Genomic DNA, 13,820 nt, shown 5'->3' with positions numbered 1-13,820 from the left:
AGGTGGACGACGGTGACGTCACCGTCCCGGTTCTTCTCCCGCGCGCTCACGCCGTCGCCTCCGCCGCGGCCCGGGCCGCCGCCGGCAGGGCGTCGGCGATCCGCTGCACGGCCCGCTCGTCGTGCGCGGTGGACACGAACCAGGACTCGAAGGAGGACGGCGGCAGGTAGACGCCGTGTTCGAGGAGGGAGTGGAAGAAGGCGGTGAAGCGGAACGACTCCTGCGCCTTGGCGTCCTCGTAGTCGCGCACCGGGCGGTCGGTGAAGAACACGGAGAACATGTTGGAGGCGTTCTGCAGCGTGTGCGCCACGCCCTCCTTGGTCAGCGCCTCGGTGACCAGGGACTGGATCTGCGCGGAGACGGCGTCGACCTTCTCGTACGCGGCGTCGTCGAGCAGCCGCAGCTGGGCGAGGCCCGCGGCGGTGGCGACCGGGTTCCCGGAGAGGGTGCCGGCCTGGTAGACGGGCCCGGCCGGGGCGAGGTGCGCCATGACGTCGGCCCGCCCGCCGAAGGCCGCGGCCGGGAAGCCGCCGCCCATCACCTTGCCGAAGGTCATCAGGTCCGGACGGACGCCGTCGACGCCGTACCACCCGGCACGGCTGGTCCTGAACCCCGTCATCACCTCGTCGGAGATGTACAGCGCGCCGTTCGCGGCGCACGCGTCCTTCAGACCCTGGTTGAACCCGGGCAGCGGCGGCACGACGCCCATGTTGCCCGGCGACGCCTCGGTGATCACGCAGGCGATCTCGCCGGGGTGCGCGGCGAAGGCCGCGTGCACGGCGTCGAGGTCGTTGTACGGCAGCACGATGGTGTCGCCGGCCTGGGCGCCGGTGACGCCGGGGGTGTCGGGCAGCGCGAACGTGGCGACACCGGAGCCGGCGGAGGCGAGCAGCGAGTCGACGTGGCCGTGGTAGCACCCGGCGAACTTGATCACCTTGGTGCGCCGCGTGAAGCCGCGGGCGAGCCGGATCGCCGACATGGTGGCCTCGGTCCCGCTGGACACGAGCCGCACCTGCTCCAGCGGCTCGATCCGGGCGACCATCTCCTCGGCGAGCGCCACCTCGCCCTCACCGGGCGTACCGAAGGACGTACCGCGCGCGACGGCCTCCTGCACGGCGGCGATCACCTCGGGGTGCGCGTGCCCGAGGATCATCGGCCCCCAGGAGCACACGAGGTCGACGTACTCCCGCCCGTCGGCGTCGGTCAGGTACGGCCCGCTGCCGGACACCATGAACCGGGGCGTGCCGCCGACCGCGCGGAAGGCGCGCACCGGCGAGTTCACACCGCCCGGCGTGACGGCCGCGGCACGGTCGAACAGCGCCTGCGAGGCTTGGGCTTCGTATGGGTATGGCAGTTCGCTCATGACCTGCGACTTCTCCGACCTTCTCCGACTTCTCGGGTTTCCCGGGCTCCGGGTGCGAGGACCTGTCCAGGGTAGGCCAGGGGCGGTGCGCGCCCACGGAGCGAGCCCCCCGCCCCCGGGCATCCGGCCCCGGAACCGCCGTGATCTGCGAAACTGGCCTCCGCTACACAGCCCACACGGCCCGGGCCGGCCGGAGGCTGCGAAGTTCCCGCGGGCAGATGTTTCACCGCACGTTTCGGCGGGCGGCCGTGGGGGAGGTCACTGACACGATGATCGGGTTGCGCGGCGGGGGCCGCGCGCCTTAGAAAAGCAGTCGGGTGGAGATATGCATCGCGGTGGCGGACTGGGCGAGGGGACCGATGACCTGGGTCCTCGACGTGCCCGGCGGGGAAGGCACCGACGCGAGGCGGAGAACGCGGAGAAAACGGAGAACACGGACGAGGCGCGCCGGACACGCGGTGTACCGGGTGAGCCCAGGCGGATCGACAGACGTATCGAAGAACGGTTCGACGGACGGACCGGCCCGCTGAGGGCGGGAAGCGGGAATGGTGGTCGGGTGGGGGTGACGTACAAGTACTTCGGCGCGCCGGACGGCGCCACCGCGGCCCGCGTCCCGATCTCGATGCGCCCCGAGGAACTCGGCGGCGACGAGCTCGGCATGAACGGCATGTTCACCAAGATCAAGCCGGAGACCATGGCCGCCATGGTCCTCACCGGCATCGAGGGCGTCCCCCTGCACAAGGTCCCGCCCCTGGAACTGGTCGTCCTGCACCCCGACTACGCGGTCGTGAAGCTCCCCATGACGGTCGTCGACCCCCTGCGCGACATAGGCGAGGAGGCGGTGGGCGCGGCGGCGTTCATCTGGTCGACGGTCCCGGACCGGGGCGGACCGCGGGACGCGTTCAACGTGTACCAGCTGCTGCACGAGTGGCAGGACTTCTCGCACCGGCTGCACGAGGCGGGGCACCAGGCGTACTGCCTGGTGTGGCCCTGACCCGGGGTTTCGGTGCTCGTGGGCGGGGCCTTCGGGCCTCGCCCTCTTCCGTGCCCGGGAGGAGCCGTCGAACGGCCGGGGCGCACCGGTTCTGCCGGGAGGTGCCGATGTGCCCTGAGCGGCGGGCGGCCGCCGTCGTCCGCCGCTGACCGCCGTGCCGTCCGGTGAGGCGGGACATGCTCGCCGATGAGCACGGTGTCCGCCCGCCCGGTTGACCCACAGAGGGGAACCGCGCGGCCCGCGGGTGTGAGCGGTGGCTGGAAAGCACCCGTCGTGAACAGACTGAGGACCACGTCCGTGCTCGTCGCCTGAAACGGGGTACCCCAGCGGCGCGCGAGTCCCCCCCTCGTCCTCAGGAGGCACGCCTTATGACGTTCAATCCCCTGGAGCAGCGGGGCATCCCGCTGGACCGGCAGCTGCGCAGCTGGCGTGAGCTGAACGTGGACCCGATCGACCCGGACCACTGCGACCCGTACACCCGCTGCCGGATCATCACGATGAACGGGATCGAGGTGGAGGCGATCCTCTTCAGCCACCAGCTCGCCCGCCACACCGCCGACCCCGAGGTCAAGCGGCAGCTGGCGCGGGTGCGCTACGTCGAGGCCCAGCAGCAGAAGGTCGTGAACTGGCTGCTGCCCGGTGTGTCGTCGGTGCTGGAGACGACGATCGCCTACGAGCAGGTCGCGGTGGACCTGACGGCGTGGGTGGCGCGGATGGAGCCGGACCCGTACCTGAAGCAGGCGTACCAGTTCGGGGTGCTGGAGGACTTCGACCACCTGTACCGGTACGCGAACCTGTACGAGATGATCGAGCACCGCAAGGCCGAGTCGATCGTCGACAACCTGACCGAGGTCATGCCCGGCCGGCCCACGAGGTTCCACCACCGCGACCCGGTCGACAACGTCCGCGACCCGTACGCCAAGGACCGGACCGACCCGCTGTCGAAGCTGCACGCGCTGACGATCATGTCGGCGGAGCAGCAGACCATGAACTTCTACATGAACACCGGCCCCACCTACATGGAGCCGATCGCCCGCCAGCTCTACCAGGAGATCGGGCTGATCGAGGAGGAGCACGTCACCCACTACGAGTCCCTCGTGGACCCGGGCGAGACGTGGTGGGAGCAGCTGGTCAACCACGAGTACAACGAGTGCTACCTCTACCACTCCTTCATGGAGCAGGAGAGCGACCCCAAGGTCAAGGCGATCTGGGAGCTGCACCTGAACATGGAGCTGGAGCACCTGCACGCCGCCTGCGACCTGATGCGCCGGCACGACGGCCGCGACCCCGCCTCGGTGCTGGCCCCCGAGCTGCCCGACGTGCTCACCTTCGAGCCGAACAAGCAGTACGTGCGCGAGCTGCTGGACACCCAGATGGACCTGACCACGCTCGGCGCGGGTTACGTCCGCGAGGCGCACGAGCGGTTCGAGCAGATGCAGGAGCGGATCCACGGCGGGGAGGCACCGCCGAGCGACCGGGTGATCACCGAGCACGACGAGATGTTCGGCCGCGAGTACCGCGTCCAGACCGAGGGCGAGCACCCCGACCCCGCGCAGCGCGAGAAGTAGGGGGCCGGGATGACCGAGCTGAAGACTCCGCACGCCGGGGACGACAGGGCCAAGGACGATGACGTCGTCGCCCTGCTGATGCGCCAGCACGGCGACATCCGCAACCTCTTCGACGAGGTCGAGGCCGCCGGGGGCGAGGAGCGCCGGGACGCCTTCCGCCGTCTGGTGCGGCTGCTGGCCGTGCACGAGACCGCCGAGGAGGAGGTCGTCCACCCCTTCGCCCGGAAGGGTCTCCCGGGCGGCGAGCAGGTCGTGGAGGAACGCCTCGCCGAGGAGAGGGCGGCCAAGGAGACGCTGGCCGCGCTCGACGAGATGGACACCGACGACCCGACGTTCATGCCCCGGCTGCTGAAGCTGCGCAAGGAAGTCCAGGAGCACGCGCGGGCCGAGGAACGCTACGAGTTCACCCACATCCGCCGCAGCACCGACACCACCGGCCTGGCCACGATGGCGAAAGCCGTCAAGGCCGCCGAGGCGATGGCGCCCACCCGGCCCCACCCGGGCGTCGAGTCCGGTGCGAAGAACGTGGCCCTCGGACCGGTCGCCGCCCTCATGGACCGCACCAAGGACGCCGTCCGCAAGGCCATGGGCAAGGGCTGACTCCGCGTCCTCCGGCGCCCGCTGTCCGGGGCACGGTCGCCGGCGGGTGTGTCCGCTGCCCGCCGGCCCGTGCCCCGGGACGTGGCGCTGACCGCGGCGGCGGCGTTCCGGCCGAGCCGGTCGCTGGGCAAAGCGTCGGTCACCCGTCCGCTGCGAGCCCCCTTCACCGTGTTCCACGGCCCGCAGGGGCCGGCCGAGCCGCACGAGGAGGCACAGCCCCCGAAGGCACCGGGGACACGGTCGGCGAACTCGTGACGCGCCCGTTCTGCACGAGCGTGCGGGCGGCCTCGGCCCTCACCGCCGGACAGCTGCTCCGGCCGCGCGCCGCCCGCACCACCGCGGGGGCACTCACCGCGCCGGCCGGCGCGGACGCCCTGCAGCCGGCGTGCAGCGCGCCGGTGGCCGGGACGGCCGGCGAGCGGCCGCGTCCTCTCACACGCCTGAACGCCTCGCGGCGGCGGCGCGGCGGTCACCGTCCCCGGGGCGGAGGACCCACGTCGGAGTGGCGGCCGGGGCGCACGGCGGCGTGCCGTTGCCCCGGCCCGGGGCCCGACCTGGCGGCCAGGGCGTCGGCCACGGCACCGGTGGCGAAGGCGTACACCGTCTTGTGGAGCAGGTCGACGACGAGTTCGCGGCGCGGCCAGGTCGAGGGCGGGGCACCGACGCCGGTGGCGTTCTCCAGGACCTGGTCGCTGGTGAGCCGGACGACGGCGAACTTCGCCGACGACCAGGGCCCGCGCAGCCCGGCCTGCGACATCACGGACCGCAGGACGCCGAGGAGGGCGCCCTGCCCCACGTGCATGGCCAGGTTCACCGGCACGGGCTGGCGGCCGGGACGCTCCCGCGTGCCGGTCAGGCGTTCCAGTGTCCGGGCGGGCACGTGGGAGTCGGGCCGGCCGGTCAGCCGCTGCTCCGCCTTCTCGCCCAGCGTCATCGCCAGCACCCCGGTCGTACCGGCCAGCAGTCCCTGCCACAGCGCGCGCTTCATCATGCCGCGGCGAGTACCCAGGGCTCCGCGGCTCACCTGCCCCGTCCCCTCGCCGCCGCCGTTTCCCTCGGGAGGCCGCGGAAAAACGGCGGTGCGGGCCGCCGCCGTGGCCGGGACCGGCGCCCGGATCGATCACCCGCTCACCGTCGGGGGGCCGGCGGCGCGGGGCGGTCCAAGGTTCTCCCAAGGTTTCCCCCAACCCGTCCCGGCATCGTGGGTGGCCGGCACAGAGGTGGCCCATTCACCGAGGGGGAAAGCATGGCAAGACGCATCGTCCGGGCGCTCGCGGTCTGCGCGTCAGCCGTCGGAGCGCTGGTCCTCGCTCCGGCCCAGGCCGAGGCCGCGGCCTCGGCCTGCCCGGCTCCGCCCACCGTGGACGTGTTCTACGGGTACCAGGGAAGCGTGAAGAGCGGCACGCCGCTGCGGACCGGGCCCGCGAGCACCTGCGGCGGCAGCTACATCAGCGGGGCCGTGGCGGTGAGCTGCTGGTACGCGAACAGCGCCGGGAACATCTGGTACGCCACCACGCACTACGGGACGCTCCGGGACGGCTGGGTCTACGGCGGCAACTTCACCGGACTGGACATGACCCTCGACGAGGAAAACTACTGCGACGGCTGGTGATCCGGATGATGCGCAACGTCTCCCGGTTCGCGGTGGCCGCCGTCGGCGCGACCGCGACGGTCCTCTGGTTCGCCACGTCGGCGCAGGCCGACGCGGTGGTGGACAACGGGTACGCCAGGGGCGGGTTCATCGGCTACGGCGACAAGATCTGGGTCGAGCACTACGAGGGCCGCACCAGTTCCGTCGAGTGGTACACCGACTACGGGCGCTCGGGCTCGTGCGGCGTGACCGTCCCGCGGGTCAGCAGGACCTGCGACTACGACATGCGCGAGGACGGCACCGTCACCCTCTGGATCTGCACGACGGGTCCGGATCTCGGTTCCGACGAGTGCAGCGTCGCCGTGACCGACCGCATCGACAGCTGAGCCGACGGCCGGACGCCACGGCCGGACGCCGGTGAAGGGCCCCGGTGCCACGAGGGGTGCACCGGGGCCGCACCGAGCGGGGTCGCCGGCCGCCGGTCGTCGGTCGTTCCACGACGCCCGGGGCCGGTGACGGCTCAGGCGGGCGCGGGGCCGTGGGGCAGGATCAGCGCCGAGTCCGCGTGGAGCGTGACGCGCACCGGTGTGAAGGCGGTGGCGTCGACCGGCGACTCCCCCGTGCCGGGGCTGCGGGCGTAGCGGGGGTGGGCGCCTCCGCTGACCTGCCAGCGCATGCGGTGGCCGGCGGCGAAGCGGTGAGCCGTGGAGCTCATCGGCACGGTGAGGTGCGCGGGCGCCCGTTCGCCCGTGCCGAGACGGCCCAGCCCGTCGCAGACGTTGACGGAGCGGCCGGCCGCGTCCACGTCGCACAGGCGGTGAAGAGGTCGGCGTGGCCGGTGTCCGCGGAGACGGTCAGCCGCGCCGAGACCGGGCCGACGACGTCCACGGGCTCGGTCAGCGGGGGGCCGGTGAACGTCAGGACGTCGTCCCGGGCCTCCAGGGTGCCGTTGTCGCGCGGACCGGCGGTGCGGGAGAGCAGCGGGCCGCCGAGGGAGGGCGTGGGGTCGGCCGGGTCGTAGCGGAACGACGTCAGGGGTCCGGAGTCCGTGGGGGCCTGGCGGGTGAGGTGCCCGTCCGGGGTGGGGAACCACGCGGCGCCGGCCGTGGCCGGCGGCCAGTCGTCGAGGTCCCGCCAGGCGTCCTCGCCGCCGACGTGCACGCGCACCCCGGTGGGGCGCAGGCCGGAGGGGTCGGCGCACAGGTGCGCGCGCAGCCAGGCGAGGCTCTCGGCGAACACCTCGGGCCACCCCTGCCGCAGCGCGGAGGTGTGGGTCCAGGGGCCGACGAGCAGGGCGGTCTCGCACCCGGCCCGGCGGAGCCGTGCGTACTGCTCGAAGGTCTGGTCGACCAGGACGTCGTGCCACCCGGTGATCAGGCCGGTCGGGACGGTCAGCCGCTCCGCCGCCCGCGCCGTCGACGCGCCGTGCCAGTACGCGTCATCGGGGTCCGGGTGGGTCATCACCTCGTCCAGCCAGGGCACCTCGCCCCGAGGGCGGACACGTACGCACCGCGCAGCGGCTGCGCGGTGGTGGCCTCGCGCAGGCGGCGCCGCAGGCGCAGCGTGGCCCTCAGGAACGGTGCCGCCCCCTGGTGCTGGTGGGTCATGCCCGAGCCGACGGCGAGGACGTTCTCCAGGCGGAGGGCGCCCTGTGCGTGGAACAGGGCGCAGGGGTCGTGGAGTCCCACCTGCACCACCATCGCCTTCAGTTCGGGCGGCGGGTCCAGGGCCAGGGCCCACTGCGCGTAGCCCAGGTAGCTGGGGCCGACCGTCCCCAGCGTCCCGTCGAACCAGGGCTGTCGCCGCAGCCAGGAGACCGTGGCCCGGCCGTCGGCGGCCTCGTTGCGCCACAGGTCGAACGCGCCGCCCGAACCGCCCGTGCCGCGGCAGCTCTGCAGGACCACGTGGAAGCCCTGTTCGGCGAAGAGCATGCCGTACTGGGGGACCACGGCAGGCCCCGGCCGTAGGGCGAGCGCACCAGCAGGGTGGGGAAGTCGCCCCGGGCGCGCGGGAAGTAGTGATCGGTGATCAGCGGGCTGCCGTCGGCGGCCGGAACCACCAGCCCCGGCTCCCACCCGGCCTCGTGCCGCTCGGCCGGGAGGCCGCGCCAGGCGGCGCGCATCATCCGTGCGGCCAGGGGCGGCCTGCCGGACGGCGGCACCCAGGCCGGGGCCGGTGCGGGGTCGTGCGTGCGTGATGCCATCGTTCGTTCCCCTCCTCATTTCCGTACAGTGTACGAGAATAGAGGATGGTTGGATGACGCCGGCAGGCGCTGCCGCATGCGCGGGGACGGGGAAAGGAGCACGAGGACCGTGACCGGTGACGGAGGGACCGGCGCCGCGGGCGTCGATCCGCAGCAGCTCTGGCTGGGCCACCCCCGGCCCCGCAGGGGCCGCCGGCCCGCCTACAGCCGGGAGGCGATCACGGCGGCCGCCGTCGCCCTGGCGGACGCGGAGGGGCTGGACGCGGTCACCATGCGGCGGGTCGCGGCACAGGTCGGGGCCGGTGTCATGTCGCTCTACAGCTACGCCCCCGACAGGGAGACGCTGGTGGAGCTGATGGTCGACCACGTCAGCGGCGAACTGTCGCCCGCGGCCCCGCCCACGGGCGACTGGCGCGCCGACCTGAAGGCCGTCGCCCACCTCCAGCGCTCCCACATGCTGCGCCATCCCTGGCTGCCGGCGGCCCTGGCCACCCACCGCACCCCCGGCCCCAACACGCTGGCCTTCCTGGAGCACGCGCTCGCCGTCCTGCGGCCCACCGGACTGGACGGCGGGACGAAGCTGGAGATCTTCGCCCAGCTCACCGCGTTCGTGGCCGGGCACGTCGCCCACGAGATCGCGCAGGCGGCGGCCTCGCGGTCCTCCGGCCGGGCCGCGGCCGAGGCCCGCTACCTCGCCGCCGTCGCCGCGGACGGCCACCACCCCGAACTCGCCGAGGCACTCGCCTCACCCGGGCGGTCCCTCACCCCCGAGGCGACCTTCACCCGGTTCCTCGACCGCCTGGTCGACGGCCTCGACACCCGCTGACTCAGGCGGGTTCCGCCGCGCGGTGGACGACCGTGACGTGGCGTTCGGGACCGGGCGTCTCGAGTTCGTCGACCACGGCGACGGCGAGGTCCTCGGCGCTGATCCACGACCGCCCGTCGGCGCCGGTGAGCAGGGTGTCTGTGCCGCGCCGGTAGCGGCCGGTGCGTTCACCGGGCCCGAGCAGGGCCGGCGGGCTCAGGTACACCCAGTCCGCGCCGGCGTGGGCCCGGCAGGTCCGCAACTGGGCGACCCCGGCGGCGGCGACGGCCCGGTGCTCGGCGGGCACGTACGCGGGGTCGTCGGCGACCAGCCGGTCACGGTCGCCGGGACTGCGCAGGGCGCCGGCGCCACCGACCACGAGGACGCGCGTCCCGCGCCGGGCGGAGACGTCCAGCACGGTGCGGGTCACGCCGACCAGGAACTCCCGGTCGGCCGGAAAGGTCCGGACGGCCACCACCACGGCGTCCGGGGCGGTGCCGTGAGCCGCGGAGCCCGCCAGCGCCTCGCGCAGGGCGCGCGGGTCGCCCGCGTCGACCGCGGCCGGCACCACGCCGGGGCCCTCGCCCGCGGGCTTCCGGGACAGGGCGAGCACCCGGTGCCCGCGCGCGCCGGCCTCGGTGGTCACCCGGCTGCCGACCGTCCCGGTGGCACCGAGCACGGCGATCGTCATGCCGGCCCCCGTCGAACGGGGCCTCGTGGAGCGGTACTTCATCGAGCGGGTCCTCCTCGCACCTGGTCTTCTCGGGCCAGGTCTCCTCGGATCGGGTCTTCTCGGGCCAGGTCTCCTCGGACCGGGTCCTCCCGGACGCGGGCCGTCGCGGGCAGGCCGCGTGCGATGCGGCCGGGCAGGCCGGGAGGATCGAGTTGGGCGGCGAGCAGGGCCGCCAGGGCGAGGACGAAGCCGAGGCTCTGCGGCAGGTTCAGCGACTCGCCCAGCGCGATGCCGACGACGGCCGCGACCAGCGGGGACAGCAGCACCAGCGGCGCGGACGCGCCGACCGGCAGCTCCCCGATCCCGCGGAACCAGAGCGTGTACGCGATCAGCCCGCCCATGCTGCCGAGCCACACGTACCCGCCGACGGCTCCGGCGTCGATCCGCTGCGGCACCCCCTCGATCACGAGGGTGAGCGGGAGCAGCAGCAGGCCGCCGACCGTCAGTTGCCAGCCGGCCAGGGCCAGCGGACCGACCCCCGCGGGGCGGCCCCAGCGCTTGGTGAGGACGACGCCACCGGCCATGGCGGCCGTACCGCCGAGACCGGCGAGCACCCCGACGGCGTCCAGCCGGGCTTCCGGCCCGAGCACGACGAGAGCGACGCCGGCCACTCCGAGCACGCCCCAGGCCCACCGCCAGGCCGACGGCCGGTCGTGGAGCACCGCGATGGCCAGCCCCGCGACCAGCAGCGGCTGGGCGGCGCTGAGGGTGGCGGCGACCCCGCCGGGGAGCCGTTCGGCCGCCAGGAACAGCAGGGGGAACAGCGCGCCGATGTTGAGCACGCCGAGGACGGCGGCCTTCCACCACCAGTCCCCGCACGGGAGCACGCGGGAGACCGCCAGCCCCACCAGTCCGGCGGGCAGGGCACGCATCAGCCCGGCGAACAGCGGATGCCCGGACGGCAACAGTTCCGTGGTCACGGCGTACGTCGTGCCCCAGGCAGCGGGGGCGAGGGCGGTCAGCGCGACGGTCGCCGCCCGCCGTCCGTACGAAATCCGCGGCGGGCCCGGTGACCGGGCGGTCGGTGAGGTCATGCGACGAGTCTGGTCAGCGGTTCACCGATGCGTCCAAGACATGGTTGTCATGGCAGCCATGAACCAGGACGATGCTCGGTGTGGATCTCCAGCAGATGCGCTACGTCGTCGCCGTCGCCGAAACCCGCAACTTCACCCGCGCTGCGGAGCGCTGCTTCGTGGTGCAGTCCTCGCTCAGTCACCGGATCGCCGCCCTGGAACGGGAGCTCGGGACCAGACTGTTCGCCCGGTCCAGCCGCCGCGTCGAACTGACCAGCGCCGGAGCGGCGTTCGTGGCCGGCGCGCGTGCGTGCCTGGCCGCCGCCGACCGCGCGGTCGCCGACGCCGCCGCCGCGACCGGTGTGGTGCGCGGACGGCTCGCCGTCGGCGTGATCGTGACCGCGGCCGCCGTCGACGTGCCCGAACTGCTGCAGCGGTACCGCGCCCGGCATCCGGACGTCCGCGTCGTGCTCCGCTCCGGCCGCAGCGACGAACTGGCGGCAGCGGTCCGCGGCGGGGACCTGGACATCGCCTTCCTGGGCCTGCCGGAGGACGAACGGCCGTCCGGGGTGGAGACCGTGGTGCTCGGCCACGACGAGCACGTCCTGGTGGTGCCGGCCGGGCACCGGCTCGCGGGCGCCTCCCGGGTCGGGCTGCGGGAGATCGCCGAGGAGACGTTCGTGGACTTCGCGGGCGGGACACCCGCCCGGGCCCAGTCCGACCGGGCGTTCGCCGCCGCGGGCCTGGTCCGCGACGTCGCGTACGAGGCCGGCGTCGTCGAGCTGATCACCCGGCTGGTCGCACGCGGGCTCGGCGTCGCGCTGCTGCCGTCGGCGTTCGTCCGGCCCCGGGCCGCCGGCGACCCCGGACTGGCGCTGGTCCCGGTGACCGACGGGCCGCGCCGCGTCGAGTGCCTGGTGTGGAGCCGGTTCAATCCCGGTCCGGCCACCCGGGCGATGCTCGACGTCCTCGGGGTGCGGGGTGCACGGGGGACGCCGGAGGTCCGGGGCGGGTCGCCGGCGGCGTCCTGACGGCCCGGCGCGGGCGGGTCAGCAGCAGCCGTCCGCGGCGGGTGCCGGGGTGCCGGTGTCGGCCGGGTCGGTGCAACAGGCGCCGCCCTGCTGCCGGGTGAGGGTGCCGGCGTCGGCCTTGACGACGTACACCTCCCACGGTTCCCGTCCGGGGCCGTGCACCCAGACCTTGTCCTGGAGCGCGTAGCAGCAGGTGGTGTCGTTCTCCTCCGTGGTGGCCAGGCCGGCCCCGGCCAGGCGGGCGGCGGCGGCGCGGACGGCCCCGGTCGACGTCACCTCGACACCGAGGTGGTCCAGGCGGGTGGCCTCGTCCGCCGCGCCCTCGATGAGGACGAGCTTGAGCGGAGGCTCGGTGACGGCGAAGTTGGCGTAGCCGTCGCGGAGTGTGGCGGGGCCGGTGCCGAACAACTTGCTGTAGAAGGCGACCGAGGCGTCGAGGTCCGGGACGCGGAGGGCGAGTTGGACGCGGGACATGACGTACCTCCTGGAGGAAGGGAAGGGCCGGCCGGTCAGCAGCCGCCGGAAGGGGTGGTGGTCGGGGCGCCGACGCCGATCCGCAGGGTCGCCGGGGCCGCGCAGCAGCCGCCGCCTTCGCCGCCCCGGGCGGCGTCGGGCCCGTCGTACAGGCCCGCGCCGCCGCACACGCCGGTCTCCGGCAGGGTCAGTTCGACGCGCTCGGCGGCCTCGCGGTCGCCGGCGAGGGCGGCGGCGACGGAGCGGACCTGCTCGTAGCCGGTCATCGCCAGGAAGGTGGGGGCGCGGCCGTAGGACTTCATGCCGACCAGGTGGACGTCCTTCTCCGGGTGGGAGAGCTCGTTCACTCCGTGCGGACGGACGGTGCCGCAGGAGTGGACGTTCGGGTCGATGAGCGGGGCCAGCGCGGTCGGCGCCTGGAGGCGTTCGTCGAGGCCGAGCCGGACCTCGGAGAGGAAGGACAGGTCGGGGCGGAAGCCGGTGAGGACGACGATCTCGTCGACCGGGTCCGGGCGCCGCCCGTCCTCGGCGACCAGGACGAGCCGGTCCCCGTCGCGTTCCACGGCCCGGGTGCGGAAACCGGTGACCGCGCTCGCGTGACCGGCCTCGACGGCGGCCCTGGCGCGCAGGCCCAGGGCACCGCGGGCGGGCAGCTGGTCAGCCTCGCCGCCGCCGAAGGTGTTCGCGCCGATCCCGCGCCGCAGGACCCACACCGCGTGCGTCCCCGGCTCCTCCCCGGCCAGGTCGGCCAGGAGGGCGAGCGCCGTGAAGGCCGAGGCGCCGGAGCCGACGACCGCCGTGCGCCGGCCCGCGTAGCGGGCCCGGACGGCCGGGTCCCTCAGGTCGGGCACGCGGTAGGAGATGCGGTCGGCCGCCGCCTTCTCCCCGAGGGCGGGCAGGCCGTCGGCGCCCATCGGGCCGGGGACGGACCAGGTGCCGGAGGCGTCGACGACCGCGCGGGCGGTGATCCGCTCCTCGCGTCCGTCGGCCCGTTCGACGTGCACGGTGAAGGGCTGCGCGTCCCGGTCGGCGTCGACGACGCGGTCGCGGCCGGCGCGGGTGACGCCGGTGACCGTGGCACCGTAGCGGACCCTGTCGCCGAGCGCGTCGGCGAGCGGCTGCAGGTACCGCTCGGCCCAGTCGCCGCCGGTGGGGCAGGAGGCGCCGTCGGGGCGCGTCCAGCCGGTGGGGGCGAGGAGCTTCTCGGCGGCCGGGTCGGTGACCTCGGCCCACGGGGAGAACAGCCGCACGTGCGCCCAGTCGCGTACGGCGGTGCCGGCCGAGGGCCCGGCCTCCAGGACCAGGGGTTCGAGGCCGCGCTCGACGAGGTGGGCGGCGGCTGCCAGACCGACGGGCCCGGCACCGATGACGACGACGGGCAGACGGTCGGCGGTGGGCACGCCGTCGAGGGACACAGCCACTGGACTCCCCTTTGCTTCGACATT

The 13,820-nt window shown here is 74.3% G+C and carries 14 protein-coding genes and 2 pseudogenes; 9 read left to right on the top strand and 7 right to left on the bottom strand.

All coding sequences use genetic code 11. From position 1 onward, the window contains the following. Positions 1-46: 46 nt before the first annotated feature. Positions 47-1,363: a glutamate-1-semialdehyde 2,1-aminomutase gene (hemL, locus tag GL259_RS22260; RefSeq protein WP_159535123.1), complete on the bottom strand. Its 1,317-nt coding sequence runs from the start codon at positions 1,361-1,363 to the stop codon at positions 47-49. 556 nt (positions 1,364-1,919) lie between these two features. On the opposite strand from hemL, the gene GL259_RS22250 reads away from it, so the two are divergent. The 5 genes and pseudogenes from GL259_RS22250 to GL259_RS38875 form a co-directional block, all read left to right on the top strand. After that, positions 1,920-2,357, top strand: coding sequence for a hypothetical protein (locus tag GL259_RS22250; RefSeq protein ID WP_030745488.1), 438 nt, complete (start codon positions 1,920-1,922; stop codon positions 2,355-2,357). 368 nt (positions 2,358-2,725) lie between these two features. Continuing rightward, the gene (locus tag GL259_RS22245) at positions 2,726-3,925 is read left to right on the top strand and encodes a hypothetical protein (protein WP_159535121.1); all 1,200 of its coding nucleotides are present in this window, start codon (positions 2,726-2,728) and stop codon (positions 3,923-3,925) included. A 9-nt stretch (positions 3,926-3,934) separates the two neighbouring features. Then, entirely contained in the window at positions 3,935-4,525 is a 591-nt protein-coding gene (locus GL259_RS22240; protein WP_159535120.1) for a hemerythrin domain-containing protein, read from the top strand. Positions 4,526-4,573: 48 nt separating this feature from the next. Continuing rightward, positions 4,574-4,780, top strand: a complete 207-nt coding sequence (locus GL259_RS38880) for a DUF1360 domain-containing protein (RefSeq protein WP_347814622.1) — start codon at positions 4,574-4,576, stop codon at positions 4,778-4,780. Beyond that, positions 4,777-4,848 (top strand): annotated as a pseudogene (locus GL259_RS38875) (hypothetical protein); the annotation flags it as partial. The gene GL259_RS38880 and the pseudogene GL259_RS38875, both read left to right, overlap by 4 nt. 146 nt (positions 4,849-4,994) lie before the next feature. On the opposite strand, the gene GL259_RS22230 reads toward GL259_RS38875, so the two are convergent. Continuing rightward, the gene (locus GL259_RS22230; protein ID WP_159535119.1) at positions 4,995-5,516 is read right to left on the bottom strand and encodes a hypothetical protein; all 522 of its coding nucleotides are present in this window, start codon (positions 5,514-5,516) and stop codon (positions 4,995-4,997) included. 255 nt (positions 5,517-5,771) lie between these two features. On the opposite strand from GL259_RS22230, the gene GL259_RS22225 reads away from it, so the two are divergent. Continuing rightward, positions 5,772-6,137 carry a hypothetical protein gene (locus GL259_RS22225; RefSeq protein WP_159535118.1) on the top strand — a complete coding sequence of 122 codons (366 nt, stop codon included), beginning with the start codon at positions 5,772-5,774 and terminating at the stop codon, positions 6,135-6,137. A 5-nt stretch (positions 6,138-6,142) separates the two neighbouring features. Continuing rightward, on the top strand, positions 6,143-6,502 hold the full coding sequence (locus GL259_RS22220) for a hypothetical protein (protein ID WP_159535117.1): 360 nt from the start codon (positions 6,143-6,145) through the stop codon (positions 6,500-6,502). Positions 6,503-6,636: 134 nt separating this feature from the next. On the opposite strand, the pseudogene GL259_RS22215 reads toward GL259_RS22220, so the two are convergent. Continuing rightward, positions 6,637-8,238: pseudogene (locus GL259_RS22215) on the bottom strand (CocE/NonD family hydrolase). Between the two features lie 190 nt (positions 8,239-8,428). On the opposite strand from GL259_RS22215, the gene GL259_RS22210 reads away from it, so the two are divergent. Further along, the gene (locus tag GL259_RS22210; protein WP_243762357.1) at positions 8,429-9,145 is read left to right on the top strand and encodes a TetR/AcrR family transcriptional regulator C-terminal domain-containing protein; all 717 of its coding nucleotides are present in this window, start codon (positions 8,429-8,431) and stop codon (positions 9,143-9,145) included. 1 nt (position 9,146) lies between these two features. On the opposite strand, the gene GL259_RS22205 is transcribed toward GL259_RS22210, so the two are convergent. Then, positions 9,147-9,815: an NAD(P)H-binding protein gene (locus GL259_RS22205; protein ID WP_159538858.1), complete on the bottom strand. Its 669-nt coding sequence runs from the start codon at positions 9,813-9,815 to the stop codon at positions 9,147-9,149. Positions 9,816-9,853: 38 nt separating this feature from the next. Next, positions 9,854-10,891 carry an EamA family transporter gene (locus GL259_RS22200; RefSeq protein WP_159535115.1) on the bottom strand — a complete coding sequence of 346 codons (1,038 nt, stop codon included), beginning with the start codon at positions 10,889-10,891 and terminating at the stop codon, positions 9,854-9,856. Between the two features lie 80 nt (positions 10,892-10,971). Here GL259_RS22200 and GL259_RS22195 point away from each other — a divergent pair, with 80 nt between their 5' ends. Continuing rightward, positions 10,972-11,901 (top strand): LysR family transcriptional regulator, encoded by a 930-nt coding sequence (locus tag GL259_RS22195; RefSeq protein ID WP_159535114.1) that lies wholly within the window; start codon positions 10,972-10,974, stop codon positions 11,899-11,901. Between the two features lie 18 nt (positions 11,902-11,919). Here the strand turns inward: GL259_RS22195 and GL259_RS22190 are convergent, their stop codons facing one another. Further along, positions 11,920-12,375, bottom strand: coding sequence for an ArsI/CadI family heavy metal resistance metalloenzyme (locus GL259_RS22190; RefSeq protein ID WP_159535113.1), 456 nt, complete (start codon positions 12,373-12,375; stop codon positions 11,920-11,922). Positions 12,376-12,410: 35 nt separating this feature from the next. Then, complete coding sequence (locus GL259_RS22185; protein ID WP_243762356.1) at positions 12,411-13,796, bottom strand: FAD-dependent oxidoreductase; 1,386 nt, start codon at positions 13,794-13,796, stop codon at positions 12,411-12,413. Positions 13,797-13,820 lie beyond the last annotated feature (24 nt).

Source organism: Streptomyces sp. Tu 3180 (genome assembly GCF_009852415.1).
Lineage (GTDB): Bacteria > Actinomycetota > Actinomycetes > Streptomycetales > Streptomycetaceae > Streptomyces.
The sequence above is the reverse complement of the archived record's forward strand: the minus strand, read 5'-3'. Positions and strand labels throughout refer to the sequence as shown.

What these genes read in the sequence shown, in the direction of transcription:
- GL259_RS22190 (WP_159535113.1), bottom strand. Translation starts at nt 12,375, where the DNA reads ATGTCCCGCGTCCAACTCGCCCTCCGCGTCCCGGACCTCGACGCCTCG.
- GL259_RS22200 (WP_159535115.1), bottom strand. Translation starts at nt 10,891, where the DNA reads ATGACCTCACCGACCGCCCGGTCACCGGGCCCGCCGCGGATTTCGTAC.
- GL259_RS22230 (WP_159535119.1), bottom strand. Translation starts at nt 5,516, where the DNA reads ATGATGAAGCGCGCGCTGTGGCAGGGACTGCTGGCCGGTACGACCGGG.
- GL259_RS22220 (WP_159535117.1), top strand. Translation starts at nt 6,143, where the DNA reads ATGATGCGCAACGTCTCCCGGTTCGCGGTGGCCGCCGTCGGCGCGACC.
- GL259_RS22245 (WP_159535121.1), top strand. Translation starts at nt 2,726, where the DNA reads ATGACGTTCAATCCCCTGGAGCAGCGGGGCATCCCGCTGGACCGGCAG.
- GL259_RS22205 (WP_159538858.1), bottom strand. Translation starts at nt 9,815, where the DNA reads ATGACGATCGCCGTGCTCGGTGCCACCGGGACGGTCGGCAGCCGGGTG.
- GL259_RS22240 (WP_159535120.1), top strand. Translation starts at nt 3,935, where the DNA reads ATGACCGAGCTGAAGACTCCGCACGCCGGGGACGACAGGGCCAAGGAC.
- hemL (WP_159535123.1), bottom strand. Translation starts at nt 1,363, where the DNA reads ATGAGCGAACTGCCATACCCATACGAAGCCCAAGCCTCGCAGGCGCTG.
- GL259_RS22225 (WP_159535118.1), top strand. Translation starts at nt 5,772, where the DNA reads ATGGCAAGACGCATCGTCCGGGCGCTCGCGGTCTGCGCGTCAGCCGTC.